This is a genomic window from Kluyvera georgiana, from assembly GCF_050990895.1.
In the GTDB taxonomy this organism is placed as follows: Bacteria; Pseudomonadota; Gammaproteobacteria; order Enterobacterales; family Enterobacteriaceae; genus Kluyvera; species Kluyvera georgiana.
Window position 1 is genome coordinate 1267969 of the sequence record NZ_CP158865.1, and the last position, 20035, is coordinate 1288003.

22 protein-coding genes are annotated in these 20035 nt (G+C 57.2%); 14 read left to right on the top strand and 8 right to left on the bottom strand.

Going from position 1 to position 20035, the window contains the following annotated elements:
* Window positions 1-9: 9 nt before the first annotated feature.
* Complete coding sequence (locus ABTW00_RS06060) at window positions 10-1146, top strand: 3-phenylpropionate MFS transporter (protein ID WP_064543499.1); 1137 nt, start codon at window positions 10-12, stop codon at window positions 1144-1146.
* On the opposite strand, the gene csiE is transcribed toward ABTW00_RS06060, so the two are convergent.
* A complete protein-coding gene (gene csiE, locus ABTW00_RS06065) occupies window positions 1143-2420 on the bottom strand; it encodes a stationary phase inducible protein CsiE (RefSeq protein ID WP_433639552.1) in 1278 nt (425 codons plus the stop codon). The two genes, ABTW00_RS06060 and csiE, sit on opposite strands and share 4 nt — an antisense overlap.
* A gap of 116 nt (window positions 2421-2536) precedes the next feature.
* On the opposite strand from csiE, the gene ABTW00_RS06070 reads away from it, so the two are divergent.
* Together ABTW00_RS06070 and ABTW00_RS06075 are read left to right on the top strand one after the other, a co-directional pair.
* Window positions 2537-3175 carry a DUF1007 family protein gene (locus tag ABTW00_RS06070; RefSeq protein ID WP_433639554.1) on the top strand — a complete coding sequence of 213 codons (639 nt, stop codon included), beginning with the start codon at window positions 2537-2539 and terminating at the stop codon, window positions 3173-3175.
* Window positions 3166-4149, top strand: coding sequence for a nickel/cobalt transporter (locus tag ABTW00_RS06075; protein ID WP_271448172.1), 984 nt, complete (start codon window positions 3166-3168; stop codon window positions 4147-4149). Before ABTW00_RS06070 ends, ABTW00_RS06075 begins: the two co-directional genes overlap by 10 nt.
* Before the next feature lie 123 nt (window positions 4150-4272).
* Here ABTW00_RS06075 and ABTW00_RS06080 read toward each other — a convergent pair whose 3' ends face one another.
* Complete coding sequence (locus ABTW00_RS06080) at window positions 4273-4701, bottom strand: OsmC family protein (RefSeq protein WP_064543508.1); 429 nt, start codon at window positions 4699-4701, stop codon at window positions 4273-4275.
* 136 nt (window positions 4702-4837) lie between these two features.
* On the bottom strand, window positions 4838-5641 hold the full coding sequence (gene suhB, locus ABTW00_RS06085; RefSeq protein WP_064543510.1) for an inositol-1-monophosphatase: 804 nt from the start codon (window positions 5639-5641) through the stop codon (window positions 4838-4840).
* Window positions 5642-5761: 120 nt separating this feature from the next.
* On the opposite strand from suhB, the gene trmJ reads away from it, so the two are divergent.
* The 11 genes from trmJ to sseB all read left to right on the top strand — a co-directional run bounded on the left by trmJ (window position 5762) and on the right by sseB (window position 14679).
* Window positions 5762-6496, top strand: a complete 735-nt coding sequence (gene trmJ / locus ABTW00_RS06090) for a tRNA (cytosine(32)/uridine(32)-2'-O)-methyltransferase TrmJ (RefSeq protein WP_064543512.1) — start codon at window positions 5762-5764, stop codon at window positions 6494-6496.
* A 239-nt stretch (window positions 6497-6735) separates the two neighbouring features.
* The gene (gene iscR, locus ABTW00_RS06095; RefSeq protein ID WP_064543514.1) at window positions 6736-7227 is read left to right on the top strand and encodes a Fe-S cluster assembly transcriptional regulator IscR; all 492 of its coding nucleotides are present in this window, start codon (window positions 6736-6738) and stop codon (window positions 7225-7227) included.
* Window positions 7228-7376: 149 nt separating this feature from the next.
* Window positions 7377-8591 carry a cysteine desulfurase gene (iscS, locus tag ABTW00_RS06100; protein ID WP_064543516.1) on the top strand — a complete coding sequence of 405 codons (1215 nt, stop codon included), beginning with the start codon at window positions 7377-7379 and terminating at the stop codon, window positions 8589-8591.
* A 148-nt stretch (window positions 8592-8739) separates the two neighbouring features.
* Window positions 8740-9126, top strand: coding sequence for a Fe-S cluster assembly scaffold IscU (iscU, locus tag ABTW00_RS06105; protein ID WP_005120408.1), 387 nt, complete (start codon window positions 8740-8742; stop codon window positions 9124-9126).
* A 21-nt stretch (window positions 9127-9147) separates the two neighbouring features.
* Window positions 9148-9471, top strand: coding sequence for an iron-sulfur cluster assembly protein IscA (gene iscA / locus ABTW00_RS06110; RefSeq protein ID WP_004104506.1), 324 nt, complete (start codon window positions 9148-9150; stop codon window positions 9469-9471).
* Between the two features lie 78 nt (window positions 9472-9549).
* Window positions 9550-10065: a co-chaperone HscB gene (hscB, locus tag ABTW00_RS06115; protein ID WP_064543518.1), complete on the top strand. Its 516-nt coding sequence runs from the start codon at window positions 9550-9552 to the stop codon at window positions 10063-10065.
* Between the two features lie 15 nt (window positions 10066-10080).
* A complete protein-coding gene (gene hscA / locus ABTW00_RS06120) occupies window positions 10081-11931 on the top strand; it encodes a Fe-S protein assembly chaperone HscA (protein ID WP_064543520.1) in 1851 nt (616 codons plus the stop codon).
* A 1-nt stretch (window position 11932) separates the two neighbouring features.
* The gene (gene fdx / locus ABTW00_RS06125; protein WP_015963427.1) at window positions 11933-12268 is read left to right on the top strand and encodes an ISC system 2Fe-2S type ferredoxin; all 336 of its coding nucleotides are present in this window, start codon (window positions 11933-11935) and stop codon (window positions 12266-12268) included.
* Window positions 12269-12277: 9 nt separating this feature from the next.
* Window positions 12278-12478 carry a Fe-S cluster assembly protein IscX gene (gene iscX, locus ABTW00_RS06130; RefSeq protein WP_064543522.1) on the top strand — a complete coding sequence of 67 codons (201 nt, stop codon included), beginning with the start codon at window positions 12278-12280 and terminating at the stop codon, window positions 12476-12478.
* A 53-nt stretch (window positions 12479-12531) separates the two neighbouring features.
* Window positions 12532-13815 carry an aminopeptidase PepB gene (gene pepB, locus ABTW00_RS06135; protein ID WP_433639564.1) on the top strand — a complete coding sequence of 428 codons (1284 nt, stop codon included), beginning with the start codon at window positions 12532-12534 and terminating at the stop codon, window positions 13813-13815.
* An 87-nt stretch (window positions 13816-13902) separates the two neighbouring features.
* Entirely contained in the window at window positions 13903-14679 is a 777-nt protein-coding gene (sseB, locus tag ABTW00_RS06140) for an enhanced serine sensitivity protein SseB (protein WP_433639566.1), read from the top strand.
* 36 nt (window positions 14680-14715) lie between these two features.
* On the opposite strand, the gene timP is transcribed toward sseB, so the two are convergent.
* From timP to ABTW00_RS06165, 5 genes are all read right to left on the bottom strand, one after another.
* Window positions 14716-14838, bottom strand: a complete 123-nt coding sequence (gene timP / locus ABTW00_RS06145; protein WP_433639568.1) for a small toxic inner membrane protein TimP — start codon at window positions 14836-14838, stop codon at window positions 14716-14718.
* 340 nt (window positions 14839-15178) lie between these two features.
* Window positions 15179-15952 carry a MurR/RpiR family transcriptional regulator gene (locus ABTW00_RS06150; protein ID WP_433639571.1) on the bottom strand — a complete coding sequence of 258 codons (774 nt, stop codon included), beginning with the start codon at window positions 15950-15952 and terminating at the stop codon, window positions 15179-15181.
* A complete protein-coding gene (gene sseA / locus ABTW00_RS06155) occupies window positions 15952-16797 on the bottom strand; it encodes a 3-mercaptopyruvate sulfurtransferase (protein ID WP_433639573.1) in 846 nt (281 codons plus the stop codon). The genes ABTW00_RS06150 and sseA overlap by 1 nt, the downstream gene beginning before the upstream one ends.
* A gap of 73 nt (window positions 16798-16870) precedes the next feature.
* A complete protein-coding gene (locus ABTW00_RS06160) occupies window positions 16871-18235 on the bottom strand; it encodes a 6-phospho-alpha-glucosidase (protein WP_065355924.1) in 1365 nt (454 codons plus the stop codon).
* Window positions 18236-18248: 13 nt separating this feature from the next.
* Window positions 18249-19793 carry a PTS transporter subunit EIIC gene (locus ABTW00_RS06165; protein WP_065355923.1) on the bottom strand — a complete coding sequence of 515 codons (1545 nt, stop codon included), beginning with the start codon at window positions 19791-19793 and terminating at the stop codon, window positions 18249-18251.
* Window positions 19794-20035 lie beyond the last annotated feature (242 nt).

The following is a 20035-nucleotide window of genomic DNA, read 5'->3' on the forward strand; positions in this document are numbered from 1 at the left end:
GAGGAACCCATGGTTTTGCACTCCACGCGCTGGCTGGCGCTCAGCTACTTCACCTACTTCTTTAGCTACGGTATTTTTCTGCCTTTCTGGAGCGTCTGGCTCAAAGGCGCGGGGCTCTCTCCCGAAACCATCGGTCTGCTGCTCGGCGCCGGGCTGGTGGCCCGTTTTCTCGGCAGCCTGCTGATTGCGCCGCGCGTGAGCGACCCTTCGAAACTGATTAGCGTTCTGCGCATTCTGGCGCTGATGACGCTACTGTTCGCGCTGGCCTTCTGGGCGGGCAGCAACGTAGCATGGCTGATGGTGGTGATGATCGGGTTCAACCTCTTTTTCTCACCGCTGGTGCCGTTGACCGACGCGCTGGCCAATACCTGGCAAAAACAGATAACCATGGACTATGGTCGGGTGCGTCTGTGGGGGTCGATTGCCTTTGTGATTGGCTCGGCGCTGACCGGCAAACTGGTCAGCTTGTTTGACTATCATGTGATTCTGCTGATGCTGAGCCTGGGCGTTGCCTCGATGCTGCTGGGCATGTTGCTGAAGCCGTCGGTGATGCCGCTCGGTGAGTCCCGTCATCAGGAATCGGTGGGCTGGCCGGCCTGGCGCGGGCTGGTGGTACAAAACTGGCGTTTCCTTGCCTGCGTGAGCCTGCTGCAGGGCGCGCACGCGGCCTATTACGGTTTTAGCGCAATTTTCTGGGAAGGCGCAGGCTACTCGGCGTCGGCAATTGGCTATCTTTGGTCGTTAGGCGTGGTGGCGGAAGTGCTGACCTTTGCCCTGAGCAAAAAGGTGTTCCGTCGCTTCAGCGCGCGGGACTTACTGCTGCTCTCCGCCATCTGCGGTGTGATTCGCTGGGGGCTGATGGGCTGGACGACCAGTTTACCGTGGCTGATTTTGATTCAGATTCTCCACTGCGGCACCTTCACGGTCTGCCATCTGGCGGCCATGCGCTACATTGCTGCACGCCAGGGCAGTGAAGTGATTCGCCTGCAGGCGGTCTACTCCGCGGTGGCAATGGGCGGCAGCATTGCGGTAATGACTATGTTCGCAGGCTTCCTCTATCAGCATCTGCACCAGGGGCTGTTCTGGGTGATGGCGCTGGTGGCCCTGCCTGCGCTGGTGCTGCGGCCAAAAGCCGTCGTCCGCTAGGTTTCGAGGATCTGGCAGATACGCTGCTGCTGATGTTCGCTGAGCGACTGCTCGGCGTGGATCAGCGGCGGCGAAAACAGCGGCAGCACAATCGCGTAAGGCGATATCACCAGCGTACTGTCTTTCGGCGCGCCTTCTTTCTGGAAGATATGTGCCGCCAGATACTTCACATTGAGCGGCAGCAGGGTCAACTCCCGCAGTTGCTGTTCAATCTCCTGTTCCAGCGCCGGGTTATCGCCGGTCAGCAACACCACCTGTTTTTCATGTAGCTCACTCTCCTGCATCAATCCCGCGCCAAAAATGACGGCAATGAGGGCCGCTTCATCGTCGCTGAAGCGCAGGGCGTAGCGCGTTTCAAAATCGGCCAACGCGCTGCGGGTGGTGCGGATTAAACGCGGATAGAGACGATGGATCTCTTCCGGTAGATGATGATCGATCCCAATCGCGAACACGCAGCGGTTAAGCGCCTGGGCCAGATGGATATAAAGCTGGTTGTGCAGCCCGCGTTCGTCGGTAAAGCGGCATCCGGCAATCTGCTGAAAACGCTCAACCAAATGGGCAACCGCCAGATGTAACGGCTGATCCTGCTGACGTCCTTCGTCGTGCGGGTTGGGTATTTTCAACAGCATAAAGAGCAGGGCGAGGAAATGCTGTTCACCAGGATTAGGTGTTTGCATGACCCGCCGCTGCCAGTGGCGCACGATGTCCGCCGCCATCTGGTATTCGTCGGTCGACTGGGTCCAGGCGCTCTGCAATAGCGTGAACTGGGGGCTGACACCCTGATGATGTTGCAGCAGGCAGTATTGTAGATACAGGCGTAAAAACTGCCCGTCCCGGTACTCAAACTCACGCTGCAGGCTGCGGGCGCAGCGGTTAACCAGCGCCTGGAGATTCGTTTCATCGTACAGCGTGCGGGCAATTTTCAGCTGTTTCAGCTGCGTTTTGATAGCCGGTGTAAAATGGTTAGCGACGAACTGCGGGCACAGACGCAGCGCACGGCGCAGCCAGTGCAGCAGGCACAGGCGCAGGTCGAGGGTGGTGCCTTCAATCCGATAGCTGCCATCCGCCTGAGTGGCGATTGCCAGATGATGGTAACGCTCAATCTCCTCTCCGGCCTCAACGATATCTTGCCGGGCGGTTGAAACATCGACATTATTTATCATGCCAATGTATTCCGCCGTGATGGTGTGCCCTGGGAGATACAGCATTAACAGCGCCTGGCAGCGGCGCTGGGGACTGGAAAGCACAGATGGGGGTTCGAGTACGGTCATCATCTGCTATATCCAGCTGTGGGTAACCTGGATTAAGGATAGACAAAAGATAGCGGCAACCACGGGGCTTTCGCTAAGGAATGCTGGTGACGCTCACAGAATTTTTCACTGAGGAACGGATGAAGAGAGTGAAACAATGCGCGGTTATGGTGTTTCTTGCGTTTTTATCATTAAACGCCAGGGCACATCCGCACAGTTTTATCACCATCACCAATCAATTGGTGGTGAGCGATGGCGCGCTGACCGGCATGAAAATGCGCTGGGTGATGGATGAGCTCACCTCGGCTGACCTGCTGTACGACGGGGGTAATGCAAAGCCCGGCGATGAGGTGTGGAAAAAACTGGCGGCGGAAGTGATGGCCAACGTGCTGGGGCAGCACTACTTCACCGAGTTCTGGCATAACGGCATAAAGGTGAAGTTTGACAATCTGCCCAAAGAGTACGGTCTGGCGCGTGAGGGGCACCAGGCGGTATTGACCTTCACGTTGCCCCTGGCCTCACCACAACCGCTGGCGGGGCAGACCTATACGTTCTCCACCTTTGACCCGACCTATTATGTTGATATGAGCTATGAAAAAGACAGCGACGTGGCGTTTGCCGCTGATTTTAAAGGCGCGTGCAACGTTAGCGTGCACACGCCGCAGCCGAATGAACAGATGCTCTCCTACGCCCAGTCGCTCGATAAAGAAGACGCACCGGAGGAGGACATGGAATTGGGGAAACAGTTTGCCCAGAAGGTGACCGTACAATGTCAGTAATTTCCGTTAACCGACGCCGTCCGGCGCGCCGCTGGGTTTCGCTCTGGCCGCTGGCGCTGTTTCTCGTGGCCGCCGCCGTAGGGCTGGCGTGGCTGTGGCAGGCGTGGCCGCAGGTGATGCTGAAAAGCGTTATCTGGCAGCGCGACGTTAACCAGCAGATGAGCGGTCTACTGAAAGCGGTTGCCGACAACCCCACACAGGCCGGCGGCGCGTTGCTACTCTTCAGCTTTGCCTACGGCGTGCTCCACGCGCTGGGGCCGGGGCATGGCAAAGTGGTGATTACCACCTGGCTGGCAACCCATCCGTCGAAACTCAAGTCGAGCATTGGTCTGACGCTGGCCTCCTCATTATTACAGGGCGTGGTGGCGATTGGGCTGGTGATTATCGTGCTCACCGTGCTACAGCTTCCTGCGCGCCAGCTGCATCTCAGCAGCTTCTGGCTGGAGAAGGGCAGTTACGCGTTGGTGGGCGTCCTTGGGCTGCTGCTGTGCTGGCGGGCGCTGAAAAAGCTGCGCGCGTTGCTGCGAAAACCCACATTTACTGCCTTCACACCGCATCATGAACATCATGATGGTTGCGGCTGTGGCCATCAACATTTACCGAATTCTGAACAGCTGGCACAGGGAGACGACTGGCGTGCCTGGCTGATGATTATTCTCTCTATGGGAATGCGTCCGTGTTCCGGCGCGATTATGGTACTGCTGTTCAGTAAAGTGATCGGCGTATTTGGCTGGGGCGTTGCTTCGGCGCTGGCGATGGCGGCAGGGACGTCACTCACTATCTCGTCGCTGGCGCTGCTGGTTCACGGTTTTCGCTCGCTGGCCGTGAAGCTGAGCGGTAATAAAACGCCGGTGCTGTGGCGGCAGGTGGGCTGGACGACGCTGGCGTTAGCGGGCGGCGTCATTCTGATTGCCGCGGCGACGGTGATGTGGCTGAGCGCGGTGCCGGTGGGCAGGGGGCTGAGGCCGTTTTAGCGTTAACGTCGAGGGGGCATAAAACGGTCTGAGCCCGAAAACATGGCATTGAGGGCTGTTCTTGTGTGGCATACCTCATCTGCGCCTCTTTTATCAGAGGCGCCAGAATCAGCGGTTTAAGCGTTAGTTCAAGGTATAGTCCAGCGTGATTTCCGCTTTTAACAGCTGTGATACCGGGCAACCGGCTTTGGCTTTGTGGATGATGCCATCGAACTGTTGCGCGTCGATACCCGGGACCGCCACCTTACTTTGCAGCGCGATTTTGGTAATGGCAAAGCCACCGTCGGTTTTATCCAACGAGACGTCCGCCGTGGTATCAATGGCATCTGCGGTATAACCTGCTTCGCCGAGCATCAATGATAACGCCATCGAAAAACAGGCCGCATGAGCCGCGCCAATCAGCTCTTCCGGGTTAGTTCCTTTTACACCTTCAAAACGGGTATTAAAGCCATAAGGCTGCTGGTTAAGAACGCCACTTTCGGTAGAGACCGTTCCTTTTCCGCGTTTGATATCACCTGACCAGTGCGCTGAGCCGTGCTTGTGAATTGTCATGCTCGTTCTCCTTTTGGCTAACAAAAGGCTAAGTATAGACGATGGATTGGGCGGCAACGGGAATAGAGATAATTCTGGGGAAGGGAGATAAAAAAGAAGCCCGCGAACGGGCTTCTTAATGACTTGCTGTATAAACTTAGCGCTTCAGCGCTTCGCTCAGTTCGTCGCGCATGTTTGCCAGCATGGCTTTGACCACGCGTGGGTTACCCGCAACGATGTTACCTGTCATCATGTAGTTATGACCGCCAACGAAATCGCAAACCAGCGCGCCCGCTTCACGTGCGATCAGCTCGCCCGCTGCAAAGTCCCACGGCTTCAGGCCGATTTCGAAGTAACCGTCAACGCGCGCAGCGGCCAGGTAGGCCAGATCCAGCGCAGCGGAACCGGAACGGCGGAAGTCCGCGCATTCGGTAAACATATTGCCGAGGATGTTCATGTAAGCGGTCGCGTGCTGCTTGGCTTTGAACGGGAAACCGGTGGCGATAATGGTGCCATCCAGATCGCGGGCAGAGCTGCCGCGCAGACGATAACCGTTGAGCTGTGCGCCCTGGCCGCGAGTGGCGGTGAACAGTTCGTTACGCATCGGATCGTAAACGACGGCCACTTCGGTACGGCCTTTAATGCGTACGGCAATAGAAACAGAGAAGTGTGGCAGACGTTTGATGAAGTTGGTGGTGCCATCCAGCGGATCGATAACCCATTGTACATCCAGATCTTCGCCAACATGTTCACCGCTTTCTTCGGTGATGATGGTGTGTTGCGGGTAAGATTTGCGAATGGTGTCGATAATCACCGCTTCGGCAGCTTTATCAACGTTGGTCACGAAATCGTTGCTGCCTTTCTGGCTCGCTTCAACAGCTTCTGGCGTTTCGTAGTTTTTGGCAATCAGGTTACCCGCCTTGCGCGCTGCGCGCACGGCGATGTTCAGCATCGGATGCATCAGGTTACTCTCACTGGATGTTAAAGAACGGGGAAAACGGCGCATATCATAGCAGCGAATTCGGATTCTGTCTCAGCTTTATGGTAATATGGCCGAATAATCTTTAGACGAAGAATGACAATGCTGCAAAATATCCGAATCGTGCTGGTCGAAACCTCCCATACCGGCAATATGGGCTCCGTTGCCCGCGCTATGAAAACCATGGGCTTAACTAACCTGTGGCTGGTTAATCCGCTGGTGAAACCGGACTCCCAGGCCATCGCCCTGGCGGCAGGCGCCAGCGATGTGATTGGCAGCGCGCAGATCGTCGATACCCTTGACGAAGCGCTGGCCGGTTGCAGCCTGGTGGTCGGCACCAGCGCGCGTTCCCGCACCTTGCCGTGGCCGATGCTCGACCCGCGTGAATGCGGCCTGAAAAGCGTCTCTGAAGCTGAACACGCGCCGGTCGCGCTGGTGTTTGGTCGCGAGCGTGTGGGTCTGACTAACGAAGAACTGCAGAAATGCCACTACCACGTGGCGATTGCCGCTAACCCGGAATACAGCTCGCTAAACCTGGCGATGGCCGTGCAGGTGATTTCTTATGAAGTGCGCATGGCCTGGCTGGCGGCGCAGGAAAGCGCTGAACCGAAGGTGGAACACGAAGAGACGCCGTACCCGCTGGTAGACGATCTCGAACGTTTCTACGGTCACCTGGAGCAGACGCTGCTGTCCACCGGTTTTATCCGTGAGAACCATCCGGGGCAGGTGATGAACAAGCTGCGTCGTCTGTTCACCCGCGCGCGTCCGGAAAGCCAGGAGCTGAACATCCTGCGCGGGATTCTGGCCTCTATTGAGCAGCAGAATAAAGGCAAGTAACCGCGTTAATGCCGGATGGCGCTTTGCTTATCCGGCCTACAACTCGAGCGGCCGGTAGGCCGGATAAGCAAAGCGCCATCCGGCAGATCAATACCGCACGGAACGTCAAATACCCGACTAAATCACTCAAGTAAATAGTTGACTGATTTAGTCGGGAATGTCAGACTTGCTCCTGCTATGCAATACCCACACTATTATTAAAAACCCCGGGCAGGGGCGAGTTTGAGGTTAAGTAAGACATGAGACTGACATCTAAAGGGCGTTACGCCGTGACCGCGATGCTGGACGTTGCACTCAACTCCGAAGCGGGCCCGGTGCCGTTGGCTGATATTTCTGAACGTCAGGGAATTTCACTCTCCTATCTGGAGCAGCTGTTCTCCCGTCTGCGTAAAAATGGCTTAGTGTCCAGCGTACGTGGTCCAGGCGGCGGTTATCTGCTGGGTAAAGAAGCAAACCATATCGCCGTAGGCGAAGTGATTAGCGCAGTGGACGAGTCCGTTGACGCGACCCGCTGCCAGGGGAAAGGTGGCTGCCAGGGCGGCGATAAATGTTTGACCCACGCTCTGTGGCGCGATTTGAGCGACCGCCTGACCGGTTTCCTGAACAACATCACCCTCGGTGAACTGGTGAACAACCAGGAAGTTCTGGACGTGTCTGGCCGTCAGCACTCGCACGACACCTCCCGCACGACTCGCGTACAAGACGCAATCGACGTTAAGTTACGCGCATAATCCAACCGCTCTGCTGCGTGATGCGCAGAGCGAGTTATAGATAACAATGAGATTTCAGAGTCAGGCCGGGAAAATCTCCCGTCAAGCGGTCGTACATCCAGCCGGTTGCCTGACTCCTTGCATTGAGTGATGTACGGAGTTAAAGAGCAATGAAATTACCGATTTATCTCGACTACTCCGCAACCACGCCGGTGGACCCGCGTGTTGCCGAGAAAATGATGCAGTTTCTGACCCTGGACGGGACCTTTGGTAACCCGGCCTCTCGTTCACACCGTTTCGGCTGGCAGGCTGAAGAGGCGGTAGATATCGCCCGTAATCAGATTGCCGACCTCGTGGGCGCCGATCCGCGTGAGATCGTCTTTACTTCCGGCGCAACGGAATCCGACAACCTGGCGATTAAAGGTGCAGCCAACTTTTATCAGAAAAAAGGCAAGCACATCATCACCAGCAAAACCGAACACAAAGCCGTGCTGGACACCTGTCGTCAGCTCGAGCGCGAAGGGTTTGAAGTCACCTACCTCGCCCCGCAGCGCAACGGCATTATCGATCTCAAAGAGCTCGAAGCGGCGATGCGTGACGACACCATCCTCGTCTCCATCATGCACGTGAACAACGAAATCGGCGTGGTGCAGGATATCGCGACTATCGGCGAAATGTGCCGTGCGCGCGGCATCATCTATCACGTTGACGCCACCCAGAGCGTGGGCAAACTGCCTATCGACCTGAGCCAGCTGAAAGTTGACCTGATGTCCTTCTCCGGCCACAAAATCTACGGCCCGAAAGGTATCGGCGCGCTGTACGTGCGTCGTAAACCGCGTATCCGTATCGAAGCGCAGATGCACGGCGGCGGTCACGAGCGCGGCATGCGTTCCGGCACCCTGCCAGTTCATCAGATCGTCGGCATGGGCGAAGCTTACCGTATCGCGAAAGAAGAGATGGAGACCGAAATGGCCCGTCTGCGCGGTCTGCGTAACCGTCTGTGGAACGGCGTGAAGGATATGGAAGAGGTCTACCTGAACGGTGACCTTGAGCAGGGCGCTCCGAACATCCTCAACGTGAGCTTTAACTACGTTGAAGGCGAATCCCTGATTATGGCGCTGAAAGACCTGGCGGTTTCCTCCGGTTCCGCATGTACTTCCGCAAGCCTCGAGCCATCCTACGTGCTGCGCGCGCTGGGCATGACCGATGAGCTGGCGCATAGCTCCATTCGTTTCTCTTTAGGTCGTTTCACTACCGAAGAAGAGATTGACTACACCATCAATCTGGTTCGTAACGCCATTGGCCGTCTGCGCGACCTTTCTCCACTGTGGGAAATGTTCAAGCAGGGCGTGGATCTGAACAGTATTGAATGGTCACATCATTAATCGGTATGCCCGTCATACTTCAAGTTGCAGATGCGTTGGCCGCGCTCGCTCACCCCAGTCACGTACTTGTGTACGTTCCTGGGGATTCGCTCCCTTGCCGCCTTCCTGCAACTCGAATTATTTAGGGCATCGATAAGGAGAATACATCATGGCTTACAGCGAAAAAGTAATCGATCATTACGAGAACCCACGTAACGTAGGTTCCTTCGACAACAGCGACGAGAGCGTCGGCAGCGGTATGGTCGGCGCGCCGGCCTGTGGCGATGTGATGAAGTTGCAGATTAAAGTCAACAATGAAGGTATCATTGAAGACGCGCGTTTCAAGACCTACGGCTGCGGTTCCGCCATTGCTTCCAGCTCCCTCGTCACCGAGTGGGTAAAAGGGAAATCCCTGGACGAAGCACAGGCGATTAAAAATACCGATATCGCCGACGAACTTGAACTGCCACCGGTGAAAATTCACTGCTCTATCCTGGCAGAAGACGCGATTAAAGCCGCAATTGCGGATTACAAAAGCAAACGTGAAGCAAAATAATTAAGAAGAGTTGAGGTTTTTATGTCGATTACCTTAAGCGACAGTGCAGCAGCGCGAGTGAATACCTTCCTGGCAAACCGCGGTAAAGGGTTTGGTCTGCGTCTGGGCGTCAGAACGTCCGGCTGTTCAGGTATGGCCTATGTACTGGAATTTGTTGACGAGCCGGCGGCAGAAGATACCGTTTTCGAAGACAAGGGCGTGAAGGTGGTCATCGACGGTAAGAGCCTGCAATTTCTTGATGGCACGCAGCTCGACTTCGTCAAAGAAGGTCTCAACGAAGGGTTTAAATTTACTAACCCGAACGTGAAAGACGAGTGCGGTTGCGGCGAAAGCTTTAACGTCTGATTTTGAGTCCTGCCAACCCCACCATAGCACCACTGCTGTGCGTGGGGTTTGTTTTAAATAGTTAACCCTGAGAACGTCATGGATTACTTCACTCTCTTTGGATTGCCAGCCGGTTATCACGTAGACACTCAGGCCCTCGCGGCACGCTTCCAGGACCTGCAGCGTCAGAATCACCCCGACCGTTTTGCCAGCGCCAGCGAAGCTGAACAGCTCGCGGCTGTCCAGCGCTCCGCGAATATCAACCAGGCATGGCAAACGCTGCGTCACCCGCTGACGCGCGCCGAATATCTGCTCTCTCTGCACGGCTTCGATCTGGCCTCCGAACAGCATACCGTACGCGATACCGCGTTCCTGATGGAACAGCTGGAACTGCGTGAAGAGCTGGACGAGATTGAACAGGCGAAAGACGCTGACCGTCTGGAAGCGCTGCTTAAGCGCATCAAAGCGATGTACAGCCAGCGTCAGCAGCAGATGGTAGCGGAACTCGATTCACAAACGTGGGACGCGGCGGCGGATACCGTTCGTAAACTGCGTTTTCTCGATAAACTCCAAAGCAGCGCTGAATTACTCGAAGAAAAGCTGCTCGATTTCTGATTCTGGAAGCTTAACATGGCCTTATTACAAATTAGTGAGCCGGGTCTGAGCGCCGCACCGCACCAGCGTCGTCTGGCGGTGGGCATTGACTTAGGCACCACCAATTCCCTGGTGGCTACCGTGCGTAGCGGTCAGGCGGAAACGCTGGCCGACAATCAGGGGCGTCACCTGCTGCCTTCTGTAGTGCACTATCAGGAGCAGGGCCACGTGGTCGGCTACGATGCGCGCACCAACGCCGCGCTGGACCCAGCCAACACGATTAGCTCCGTAAAACGCATGATGGGCCGCTCGCTGGCGGATATCCAGACGCGTTACCCGCACCTGCCTTACCAGTTCCAGTCCAGTGAAAACGGCCTGCCGATGCTGGTGACCAACGCCGGTGTACTCAACCCGATCCGCGTCTCGGCTGATATCCTCAAAGCGCTGGCGGCGCGCGCTACCGAAACGCTTGACGGCGAGCTTGATGGCGTGGTGATTACCGTTCCCGCTTACTTTGACGATGCACAGCGTCAGGGCACCAAAGACGCCGCGCGTCTGGCTGGCCTACACGTGCTGCGTCTGCTGAACGAACCGACCGCCGCGGCGATTGCCTATGGCCTCGATTCCGGTCAGGAAGGGGTGATTGCCGTCTACGATCTGGGCGGCGGTACCTTCGATATCTCGATTCTGCGCCTTAGCCGCGGTGTGTTTGAAGTGCTGGCCACCGGCGGGGATTCCGCGCTGGGCGGCGACGACTTCGACCACCTGCTGGCAGATTACATCCGCGAACAGGCGGGCATTGCCGATCGCAGCGACAACCGCGTACAGCGCGAGCTGCTTGATGCCGCCATCGCCGCCAAAATCGCCCTGAGCGATGCCGACAGCGTCACCGTTGAGGTGGCTGGCTGGAAAGGCGAGGTGACCCGCGAACAGTTTAACGATCTTATCTCCGCGCTGGTGAAGCGCACGCTGCTGGCCTGCCGTCGCGCGCTGAAAGATGCGGGCGTGGAAGCTGAAGAAGTGCTGGAAGTGGTGATGGTGGGCGGTTCGACCCGCGTGCCGCTGGTGCGCGAGCGCGTAGGTGAATTCTTTGGCCGCACGCCGCTGACCTCAATCGACCCGGATAAAGTGGTCGCCATTGGCGCCGCCGTACAGGCTGATATTCTGGTCGGCAACAAGCCGGACAGCGAAATGCTGCTGCTCGATGTGATTCCGCTCTCCCTCGGCCTCGAAACCATGGGCGGACTGGTAGAGAAGGTTATCCCGCGTAACACCACTATTCCGGTGGCTCGCGCGCAGGAGTTCACCACCTTCAAAGACGGCCAGACCGCGATGTCCATTCACGTGATGCAGGGCGAGCGCGAGCTGGTACAGGATTGCCGTTCGCTGGCGCGCTTTGCGCTGCGCGGGATCCCGGCGTTACCGGCCGGCGGGGCGCACATTCGCGTGACCTTCCAGGTGGACGCCGACGGCCTGCTGAGCGTCACCGCCATGGAGAAATCCACCGGCGTTGAGTCCTCTATTCAGGTTAAGCCGTCCTACGGCCTGACCGACGGCGAAATCGCCACCATGATTCAGGATTCCATGAGCTATGCCGAGCAGGACGTGAAAGCACGTATGCTGGCAGAGCAGAAAGTGGAAGCGGCGCGCGTGCTGGAAAGCCTGCACAGCGCCCTTGCCGCCGATGCCGCGCTGTTAAGTGCCGCAGAGCGTCAGGAAATTGACGAGGCCGCTGCGGCGTTAAGCGCGGTAGCTGAGGGCAACGACACTGATGCCATCGAACAAGCCATTAAAAACGTTGACAAACAAACCCAGGAATTCGCCGCTCGCCGTATGGACCAATCCGTCCGTGTCGCGCTGAAAGGCCAATCCGTGGACGAGGTTTAATATGCCAAAGATTGTTTTTCTGCCCCATCAGGACCTGTGCCCGGATGGCGTCGTTGTGGAAGCTGAGACCGGTGAAACCATTCTGGATGCTGCGCTGCGTAGCGGTATCGAGATTGAACACGCCTGTGAAAAATCCTGTGCCTGCACCACCTGTCACTGCATCGTACGTGAAGGTTTCGACTCGCTGCCGGAAAGCACCGAAGACGAAGACGATATGCTGGATAAGGCCTGGGGGCTGGAACCGGATAGCCGCCTGAGCTGCCAGGCCCGCGTTACGGATGAAGACCTGGTGGTCGAAATTCCGCGTTACACAATTAACCACGCGCGCGAGCACTAAGAGGATAGTATGGGACTGAAGTGGACTGACAGCCGCGAAATAGGCGAAGCGCTTTACGATACCTTCCCGGATACCGATCCGAAAACGGTACGTTTTACCGACATGCACCAGTGGATTTGCGACCTCGAAGACTTTGATGATGACCCTCAGGCATCAAATGAAAAAATTCTTGAGGCAATTCTGCTAGTCTGGTTGGATGAAGCAGAATAAGTCACCTAACGGGCTGCCCTTCGGCGGCCCGTTTGCTAATAAGGATAAATAAAATGACAGAAGCGATGAAAATTACCCTGTCTACCCAGCCAGCCGATGCGCGCTGGGGCGACAAAGCGGCCTATAGCATTAATGATGAAGGTATCGTCCTGCACCTGACCGGTCGAGACGACGCGGGTCTTATCCAGCGCGCGGCGCGCAAAATCGACGGCATGGGCATCAAGCATGTTGCGCTGAGCGGCGAAGGCTGGAACGTTGACCTCGCATGGGCTTTCTGGGCGGGCTACAAAGGGCCGAAAGGCACTCGCCAGGTCGAGTGGCCGGAGCTGGACGACGCTCAGCGCCAGGAGCTGGATAACCGTCTTACCCACATTGACTGGGTGCGTGACACCATCAACGCCCCGGCGGAAGAGTTAGGCCCGGAGCAGCTGGCGCAGCGTGCGGTAGATCTGCTGTGCGGTGTGGCCTGCGATAACGTTTCATATCGTATTACCAAAGGTGAAGATCTGCGCGAGCAGGGTTACGCTGGCCTGCACACCGTAGGCCGTGGTTCTGAACGTCCGCCGGTACTGCTGGCGCTGGACTACAACCCAACGGGCGATAAAGACGCGCCGGTTTACGCCTGCCTGGTGGGTAAAGGCATTACCTTCGATTCCGGCGGCTACAGCATCAAACAGAGCGCATTCATGGACTCCATGAAATCCGATATGGGCGGCGCGGCGACCGTGACCGGCGCGCTGGCGCTGGCGATCACCCGTGGTCTGAACAAGCGTGTAAAACTGTACCTGTGCTGCGCGGACAACCTGATCAGCGGCAACGCCTTCAAGCTGGGCGATATCATCCACTACCGTAACGGTAAAAATGTGGAAGTGATGAACACCGATGCGGAAGGTCGCCTGGTGCTGGCCGATGGCCTGATTGACGCCAGCGCGCAGAAACCTGAGCTTATCATTGATGCGGCAACCCTGACCGGGGCGGCAAAAACCGCGCTGGGTAATGATTACCACGCGCTGTTCAGCTTTGACGACAAGCTAGCGAACCGTCTGCTGGCGAGCGCGCAGGCTGAAAACGAAGCCTTCTGGCGTCTGCCGCTGGCCGAGTTCCACCGCAACCAGCTGCCATCTAACTTTGCTGAACTGAACAACACCGGCAGCGCGGCCTACCCGGCGGGTGCGAGCACGGCGGCGGGCTTCCTGTCTCACTTCGTGGAAAACTATCACGAAGGTTGGCTGCACATCGACTGCTCAGCGACCTACCGCAAAGCTGCCGTTGAGCAGTGGTCGGCTGGCGCGACCGGGCTGGGCGTGCGGACAATTGCGAATCTGTTGACCGCGTAGGCCGGATAAGCGTAGCGCCATCCGGCAAAATACTGGCGGGGGCGCTTCGCTTGCCCGCCCTACAGTAACCATTGAATTTGTGGCCTTATGTCCGAAACCAAAAACGAACTCGAAACGCTGCTGGAACAAGCGGCGACGGAACCTGCTCATCGCCCGGCCTTTTTCCGCACCCTGCTGGAGTCCACCGTCTGGGTACCCGGCGCGGCTGCCGATGATCAACAGGTTGTCGACGACAGCGCGCTGGAACTTCAGCATTGGGAAAAAGATGACGGCACCTCCGTTATCCCGTTCTTCACCTCGCTGGAAGCCCTGAAGCAGGCGGTGACCACTGAGCAGGCGTTTGTCGTCATGCCGGTACGTTCGCTGTTTGAAATGACCCTCGGCGAGACGCTGTTCCTCAACGCCAAACTGCCGACCGGTAAAGAGTTTACCCCGCGTGAAATCAGCCACCTGATTGGTGAGGAGGGCAATCCGCTCAGCACCCAGACGGTGCTGGAAGGCGGTAGCGCGCTGCTGCTCTCTGAAGTGGCAGAGCCACCGGCACAGATGGTGGAGTCGCTCACCACGCTGTTTAAAACCTTGAAAACGGTCAAACGCGCATTTCTGTGCTCCATCAAAGAATACGCTGATGAACAGCCAAACCTGCTGATCGGGATTGAAGCGGAAGGGGATATCGAAGAGATTATCCACGCCGCTGGCAGCGTCGCGACCGACACCCTGCCGGGCGACGAACCGATTGATATCTGCCAGGTGGTGGAAGGCGAGCCGGGCATCAGCCACTTTATGCTGGCGCATATTACGCCGTTCTACGAAAAGCGCTGGGGCAGCTTCCTGCGCGATTTTAAGCAGAACCGGATTATCTGACCCGAGGAAAGCCGCCCCGAAGGGCGGCATCCTGGCTTACTTGCCCTGCGCGATGCTCATCGCGCTAACGGCGCTGACGGAGTGACTCCGTTCGCTGTCGGTGCGAAGAAACAAGGCGGCAGAAACAATCAGCACGATACAGAAGTATCGTCTGTTCATTGCGCGGTCCATGCGAAGACCGCATCACAGCAGCACCGCTGGCGATAATGTTGCGATAGCAAGTGCTGAGACACGCTTGCAGTACGGCCATGGGACATCCTTTCCCGAAGCCAGCGCCCGTTTGCGAGACGGCGGAAAGGGCCGCTTACGATAATACGGTAAAAATGAAATAGTTTCTTTGGTTATTAACTTGACTTTAGTTCCGGCAAAAGAGAATATTTGCCTGCTGAGATACGCTTGCATTGCTTAAGCAATGTAGCCTGCTGGAAAGGCCGCGAACCGGACCAGCACAAAGAAACCGCTGTTACAGGCGGTTTTTTTGTGCCTGAAACCCCCTTGATTACCCCGTCGCCTCCAGCAGCAATAAATCCATCAACAGCACCAGATTGGACTCAAATGAAGTGATATCCGCCGCTTCGGCGGCAAAATGCGCGGCTTCGTCATACAGCGCAAAATGCAGATCCGCCAGTCCCGCCAGCGTATTGGCGGAGGCGCGGGTGAAGGCGACAACCGTCATGCCCACGTTGCGGGCGATGCGCGCCTTATCCAGCACCTGCTCGGTTTCGCCGCTGCGCGATACGGCGATAAACACCTGGTAGCGCGCGGCGTTGCTGAGAAAGATGTTACGGCTATCGCCCGGGCCGGAAATAAAGGCCGTTTTGCCGAGCACCTGCAGCTTTTTCGTCAGATACTCGGCAAAGAGATAAGAAAACCCTGCGCCATAGAGAAAGAAGCTTTCCTGCTCGCGCAGCAGGCGGGTAAACTGCTGCCGCTTGTCCGCCGTTGCCCACTGAAAAGACTGCTGGTAGTTGGCGATAAAGCGGTTGAACAATTCGGGAAATTCCGCGCAGGACTCTGTGCGTTGCGCCGCAATATGCGGCGTCTCCGCCAGCAGGCTTTTACAGTGCCAGATAAATTCGCTGTAGCCGCTAAAGCCCAGCTTCTGACACAGTCGCATAATGGTTGCCGTGGAGACAAATGTCGCCTGTGCCAGCTGGCGGACGGTGATCTTGCCCACCAGCAGCGGATGCTCCGTCAAATGCGCCAGCACCCGATACTCCGCGCGGGTTAAGGACGCTCCGCGCGTCAGCAGCGGTGCCAGGCGGTTATCCATTACTGCGCAGGCTCTATCGGCAGGTCGGCGCGGGCACCCCATTCACTCCAGGACCCGTCGTACAGGGTTACGTCGTTGGCCTCAAGCGTTGCTAATGCCAGTACGACCACCGCCGCCGTCACGCCGGATCCGCAGCTCACGATAATCGGCTGATGTAAGTCGACGCCCTGACGGGCAAAGATAGCTTCGAGCTGGTCGGTGGTTCTTAGCTCGCCGTCCACCACCAGCTCTCCCCAGGGCACGTTGCGCGCGCCGGGAATATGCCCGCGACGCAGCCCCGGGCGCGGTTCATCGACCTGGGCATCGAAGCGCGGCGCCGGACGGGCATCGACGATTTGCGCGGTGCCTTCATGGCTGGCCAGCAGCACGTCGGTCAGTCGTTTGATTGCTTCGGCATGGAATTTAGCCTCAAATTCGCCCTCAGCGGTTTGTACGTCTCCCTGCTCAAGCAGCAGGTCGTCACGCTGCCAACCGGCAAGACCTCCGGCCAGGATCGAGACCCGCTCAGCGCCAAAGGTGCGCAGCATCCACCACGCGCGCGGCGCGGAGAACAGGTTGCCTTCATCGTAAATCACCAGGTGTTTATCGCGGCTGACGCCCAGCTCGCGCATGGCGACGGCGAAAGCCTCCGGCCGCGGCATCATATGCGGCAGCGGCGAGGTGTGGTCGGAGAGGGCCTCAATATCAAAAAAGACCGCGCCCGGCAGATGCCCGGCGCGGTATTCCGCGTGCAGATCGCGATGTTCTTGTCCCGGCGGCGCCATGCGGGCGTCGATAATCTGAACTTCCGGGTCATCAACGTGCTCAGCCAGCCAGTCGGCGGCAACAAAATACGAAGTGGTCATGGTACCCTCCATTGATGAATCATAGAGAGATTGTCGGTGTTTTTGCTCACACCGACAAGCGACCCGCGGTTTATTAGCGCGTGGCTTCACCATTTTGCCAGGCATGTTGCAGCTGCGGCCAGTAATCCCGGTTGGCGATAATCATCTCGTCAAGAATGGCGCGCGCGTGTTCCATTGTTGGCACGGTACGGTTGAGGGTAAAGGCCTGTAACGCTTTTTCATAGCTGCCCTCAAGCGTGGCTTCAACCAACAGCTGCTCTGAGGCCAGCTGCTGCATTAACAGCGTCTGGTGGAACAGCGGCACATTGCCCATCCGCACCGGCTCCGGGCCATTGGCGGTGATGTAGGCCGGGACTTCTACCATGGCATCGTCCGGCAGATTGGCGATGGCGCCCTGGTTTTCAACGATCACTAAATGGCGCTGGCGTAAATCAAAGGCCAGAGACCGGGCCACTTCGACGATAAATTCCCCGTGCACGCCAACGTGGAAAGCGTCCGGCAGAATACCGGTTTGCTGATACTCCACCGCCGCCGCAAACAGCTTTTTCTCTCGCCCGTCCATCACTTCGTTGGCGCGCGTGTAGTCCGGGTTCTGATGCTCGACGATTTGGTTGGGCATCAGGTAATACTGCAGATACGGGTTCGGCAGATATTCCGGGAAGCAGTCCATAATTGGTTTGATATTACGCCAGGTTTTCACCCAGGACGGATCGGCATGCTGTGGATCGGTTTGCGCGGCATCTTCGGTCAGCAGGCCGAATTTCGCCACGTGGCGACGTAACTCAGGCAGTTTGTCTTCGCCATCGACCCGAACCTGGGTAAACCAGCCAAAGTGGTTGAGGCCAAAGTAGTCGACGTCGAGCTTGTGGCGGTCGACGCCGAGAATCGCCCCCATATTGCGCATGGCCGCCACCGGCATATCGCAGATATTCAGCACTCGCGCCTGCGGACGCAGTCGGCGAATGCCTTCGGCCACAATCGCCGCCGGGTTGGAATAGTTGACGATCCACGCTTTCGGATCGGCATAGCGCTCAACAAGGTCAATCAGCTCGACCATCGGCAGAATGGTGCGCAGGCCGTAGGCCAGCCCGCCAGGGCCGCAGGTCTCCTGGCCGACCACGCCGTGGCGTAGCGGAATTTTTTCATCCTGCTCGCGCATTTTGTACTGCCCGACGCGCATCTGGGCAAAGACGAAGTGCGCGCCGCTAAACGCCGTTTCAGGGCAGGTGGTCACGGTAAATTTGATGCTCTGGCTATGGTCGCGAATCACCTTTTCCACCACAGGGGCGATGGTGTTTTGCCGCGCTTCATCGATATCGTAGAGGCGAATTTCCGCCAGCGGGAAGTCGCTCAGGCGCACCATCAGGCTTTTGACAATGCCCGGCGTATAGGTGCTGCCACCGCCGGCGATAGCCAGAATAAATGGGGATTTCAACATGTTATAGCCTCCTTCAGAGAAACGTCTCAACGGCTTCTCGCATTTTTTTGACGTGCAGCCCGTAGACCACCTGAACGTTATTACCTTGTTTAATAATGCCTTTCGCACCGGTCGCCTTGAGCTGCGGCTCGTTAATCCGTGCGATGTCCTTCACGGTAACGCGCAGCCGGGTGTAGCAGTTATCCACCACCTCAATGTTGTCGCGTCCGCCTAATCCCTCGATGATGCTGGTGCCCAGCCCATCGTTATTGCCCTTCGCCTGATACTCCTGCTTGCTGTAGAGCTTCGTCTGCTGGTCATCCTCTTCGCGGCCCGGCGTTTTCATGTTGAAGCGCAGGATCAGGAAGCGGAAGATGACGAAGTAGAGCGCGAACATAATCAGCCCGACCACGATGTACATCGGCCAGTTGGACTTCTCCGTCCCCAGCGGCAGGTTATAGAGAATAAAATCGATAATGCCGTTGGCCCCGATGGCGTGGACGCCGAACAGCGAGAAAAGCATCATGCCGATGCCGGTCAGTACGGCGTGCACCACGAACAGCAGCGGCGCGACGAACAGGAAGGAAAACTCAATTGGCTCGGTCACGCCGACCAGCATTGATGTCAGCGCCGCTGGGATCAGAATGGCTTTCGCCGCGGCTTTGCGTTCCGGTTTTGCGGTGACGTACATCGCCAGCGCGGCGGCAGGTAAGCCGAACATTTTGCTGATGCCGCGTGCGTCCCACACCACGGTACTGCTCAACTGCTTGACGTCAGGGCAGGCCATTTCGGCGAAGTAGATGTTGCGCGCGCCCTGGTAGAGATTGCCGCAGACCTCGTGCGAACCACCCAGTTCGGTATACAAGAATGGGGTATAGACCAGGTGGTGCAGGCCGGTTGGCACCAGGATACGTTCGAGGAAACCGTAAATCGCCACGCCGAACGGTCCGGAGCCTTTAATCGCCAGTGCCAGCGCGCTGATACCGTGCTGCGCCCACGGCCAGAGTTCGCTCATCACCACGCCAAGTAAAATCGCGACCGGCAGAATGATGATGGTGACAAAACAGTGGCCGGAGTAAATCGCCATCGCCCCGGAGAACTGCACGCCGGAGTAACGGTTGTAGAGATAGCCGGTGAGCGCACCGGTGAGGATCCCGGCGAAAACGCCCATCTCCAGCACCTGCACGCCCAGCACCATGCTTTGCCCTGCGGTGCGCATCTGGTCGGCTGGGGCCAGCTCGCCCTGCCATTGCAGCGTGAAGTTCATGGCGTTGATAAACACAATAAACGTCACCAGACCCAGCAGCGCGGCGTAGCCTTTATCGCGGGCGGCGAGGCCGACAGGAATACCGACGGCAAAGATCATCGCCAGGTTCACCAGCAGTGAAACGGCAGATTTGGCAATCAGCTGCCCTAAATGCTGGACCGCAGAGTAGCCCAGAAAAGGGATATACTCTGCAAGACTGCCGTTGCCCAGCACGTTGCCGAAGGCGATAAACAGCCCGACAATCGGCAGAATCAGGACCGGGCCGTAGAGGGATTTACCAAAATTTTGTAGGGCATTAACGGCTCTTTTCATTATTTTCTCCAACGTTGAACCGCGTAGATGAGACCTCATGACCGGCAAAAGGTAGCAGCAGAAGGGCGGGGGGATCCAGCTATCCTATTGTTTTAAAAACAAAGTACGCATAACGTTACATGTTACGTTATGAGTTGTGATCGCCGTAACACCGCGGAAGTCTGGTTACGAATGTCATCCTCCAGTACTGGTAAACGTCTACCTGGGGCATAATACTGTGTTGACGACTCAAACAGACTTCA

What these genes read in the sequence shown, in the direction of transcription:
- ABTW00_RS06165 (WP_065355923.1), bottom strand. Translation starts at nt 19,793, where the DNA reads ATGAAAAGAGCCGTTAATGCCCTACAAAATTTTGGTAAATCCCTCTAC.
- iscA (WP_004104506.1), top strand. Translation starts at nt 9,148, where the DNA reads ATGTCGATTACCTTAAGCGACAGTGCAGCAGCGCGAGTGAATACCTTC.
- fdx (WP_015963427.1), top strand. Translation starts at nt 11,933, where the DNA reads ATGCCAAAGATTGTTTTTCTGCCCCATCAGGACCTGTGCCCGGATGGC.
- sseA (WP_433639573.1), bottom strand. Translation starts at nt 16,797, where the DNA reads ATGACCACTTCGTATTTTGTTGCCGCCGACTGGCTGGCTGAGCACGTT.
- pepB (WP_433639564.1), top strand. Translation starts at nt 12,532, where the DNA reads ATGACAGAAGCGATGAAAATTACCCTGTCTACCCAGCCAGCCGATGCG.
- hscB (WP_064543518.1), top strand. Translation starts at nt 9,550, where the DNA reads ATGGATTACTTCACTCTCTTTGGATTGCCAGCCGGTTATCACGTAGAC.
- ABTW00_RS06060 (WP_064543499.1), top strand. Translation starts at nt 10, where the DNA reads ATGGTTTTGCACTCCACGCGCTGGCTGGCGCTCAGCTACTTCACCTAC.
- ABTW00_RS06150 (WP_433639571.1), bottom strand. Translation starts at nt 15,952, where the DNA reads ATGGATAACCGCCTGGCACCGCTGCTGACGCGCGGAGCGTCCTTAACC.
- iscU (WP_005120408.1), top strand. Translation starts at nt 8,740, where the DNA reads ATGGCTTACAGCGAAAAAGTAATCGATCATTACGAGAACCCACGTAAC.
- ABTW00_RS06070 (WP_433639554.1), top strand. Translation starts at nt 2,537, where the DNA reads ATGAAGAGAGTGAAACAATGCGCGGTTATGGTGTTTCTTGCGTTTTTA.
- iscX (WP_064543522.1), top strand. Translation starts at nt 12,278, where the DNA reads ATGGGACTGAAGTGGACTGACAGCCGCGAAATAGGCGAAGCGCTTTAC.
- trmJ (WP_064543512.1), top strand. Translation starts at nt 5,762, where the DNA reads ATGCTGCAAAATATCCGAATCGTGCTGGTCGAAACCTCCCATACCGGC.
- timP (WP_433639568.1), bottom strand. Translation starts at nt 14,838, where the DNA reads ATGAACAGACGATACTTCTGTATCGTGCTGATTGTTTCTGCCGCCTTG.
- ABTW00_RS06075 (WP_271448172.1), top strand. Translation starts at nt 3,166, where the DNA reads ATGTCAGTAATTTCCGTTAACCGACGCCGTCCGGCGCGCCGCTGGGTT.
- iscS (WP_064543516.1), top strand. Translation starts at nt 7,377, where the DNA reads ATGAAATTACCGATTTATCTCGACTACTCCGCAACCACGCCGGTGGAC.
- sseB (WP_433639566.1), top strand. Translation starts at nt 13,903, where the DNA reads ATGTCCGAAACCAAAAACGAACTCGAAACGCTGCTGGAACAAGCGGCG.
- iscR (WP_064543514.1), top strand. Translation starts at nt 6,736, where the DNA reads ATGAGACTGACATCTAAAGGGCGTTACGCCGTGACCGCGATGCTGGAC.
- ABTW00_RS06160 (WP_065355924.1), bottom strand. Translation starts at nt 18,235, where the DNA reads ATGTTGAAATCCCCATTTATTCTGGCTATCGCCGGCGGTGGCAGCACC.
- suhB (WP_064543510.1), bottom strand. Translation starts at nt 5,641, where the DNA reads ATGCATCCGATGCTGAACATCGCCGTGCGCGCAGCGCGCAAGGCGGGT.
- hscA (WP_064543520.1), top strand. Translation starts at nt 10,081, where the DNA reads ATGGCCTTATTACAAATTAGTGAGCCGGGTCTGAGCGCCGCACCGCAC.
- ABTW00_RS06080 (WP_064543508.1), bottom strand. Translation starts at nt 4,701, where the DNA reads ATGACAATTCACAAGCACGGCTCAGCGCACTGGTCAGGTGATATCAAA.
- csiE (WP_433639552.1), bottom strand. Translation starts at nt 2,420, where the DNA reads ATGATGACCGTACTCGAACCCCCATCTGTGCTTTCCAGTCCCCAGCGC.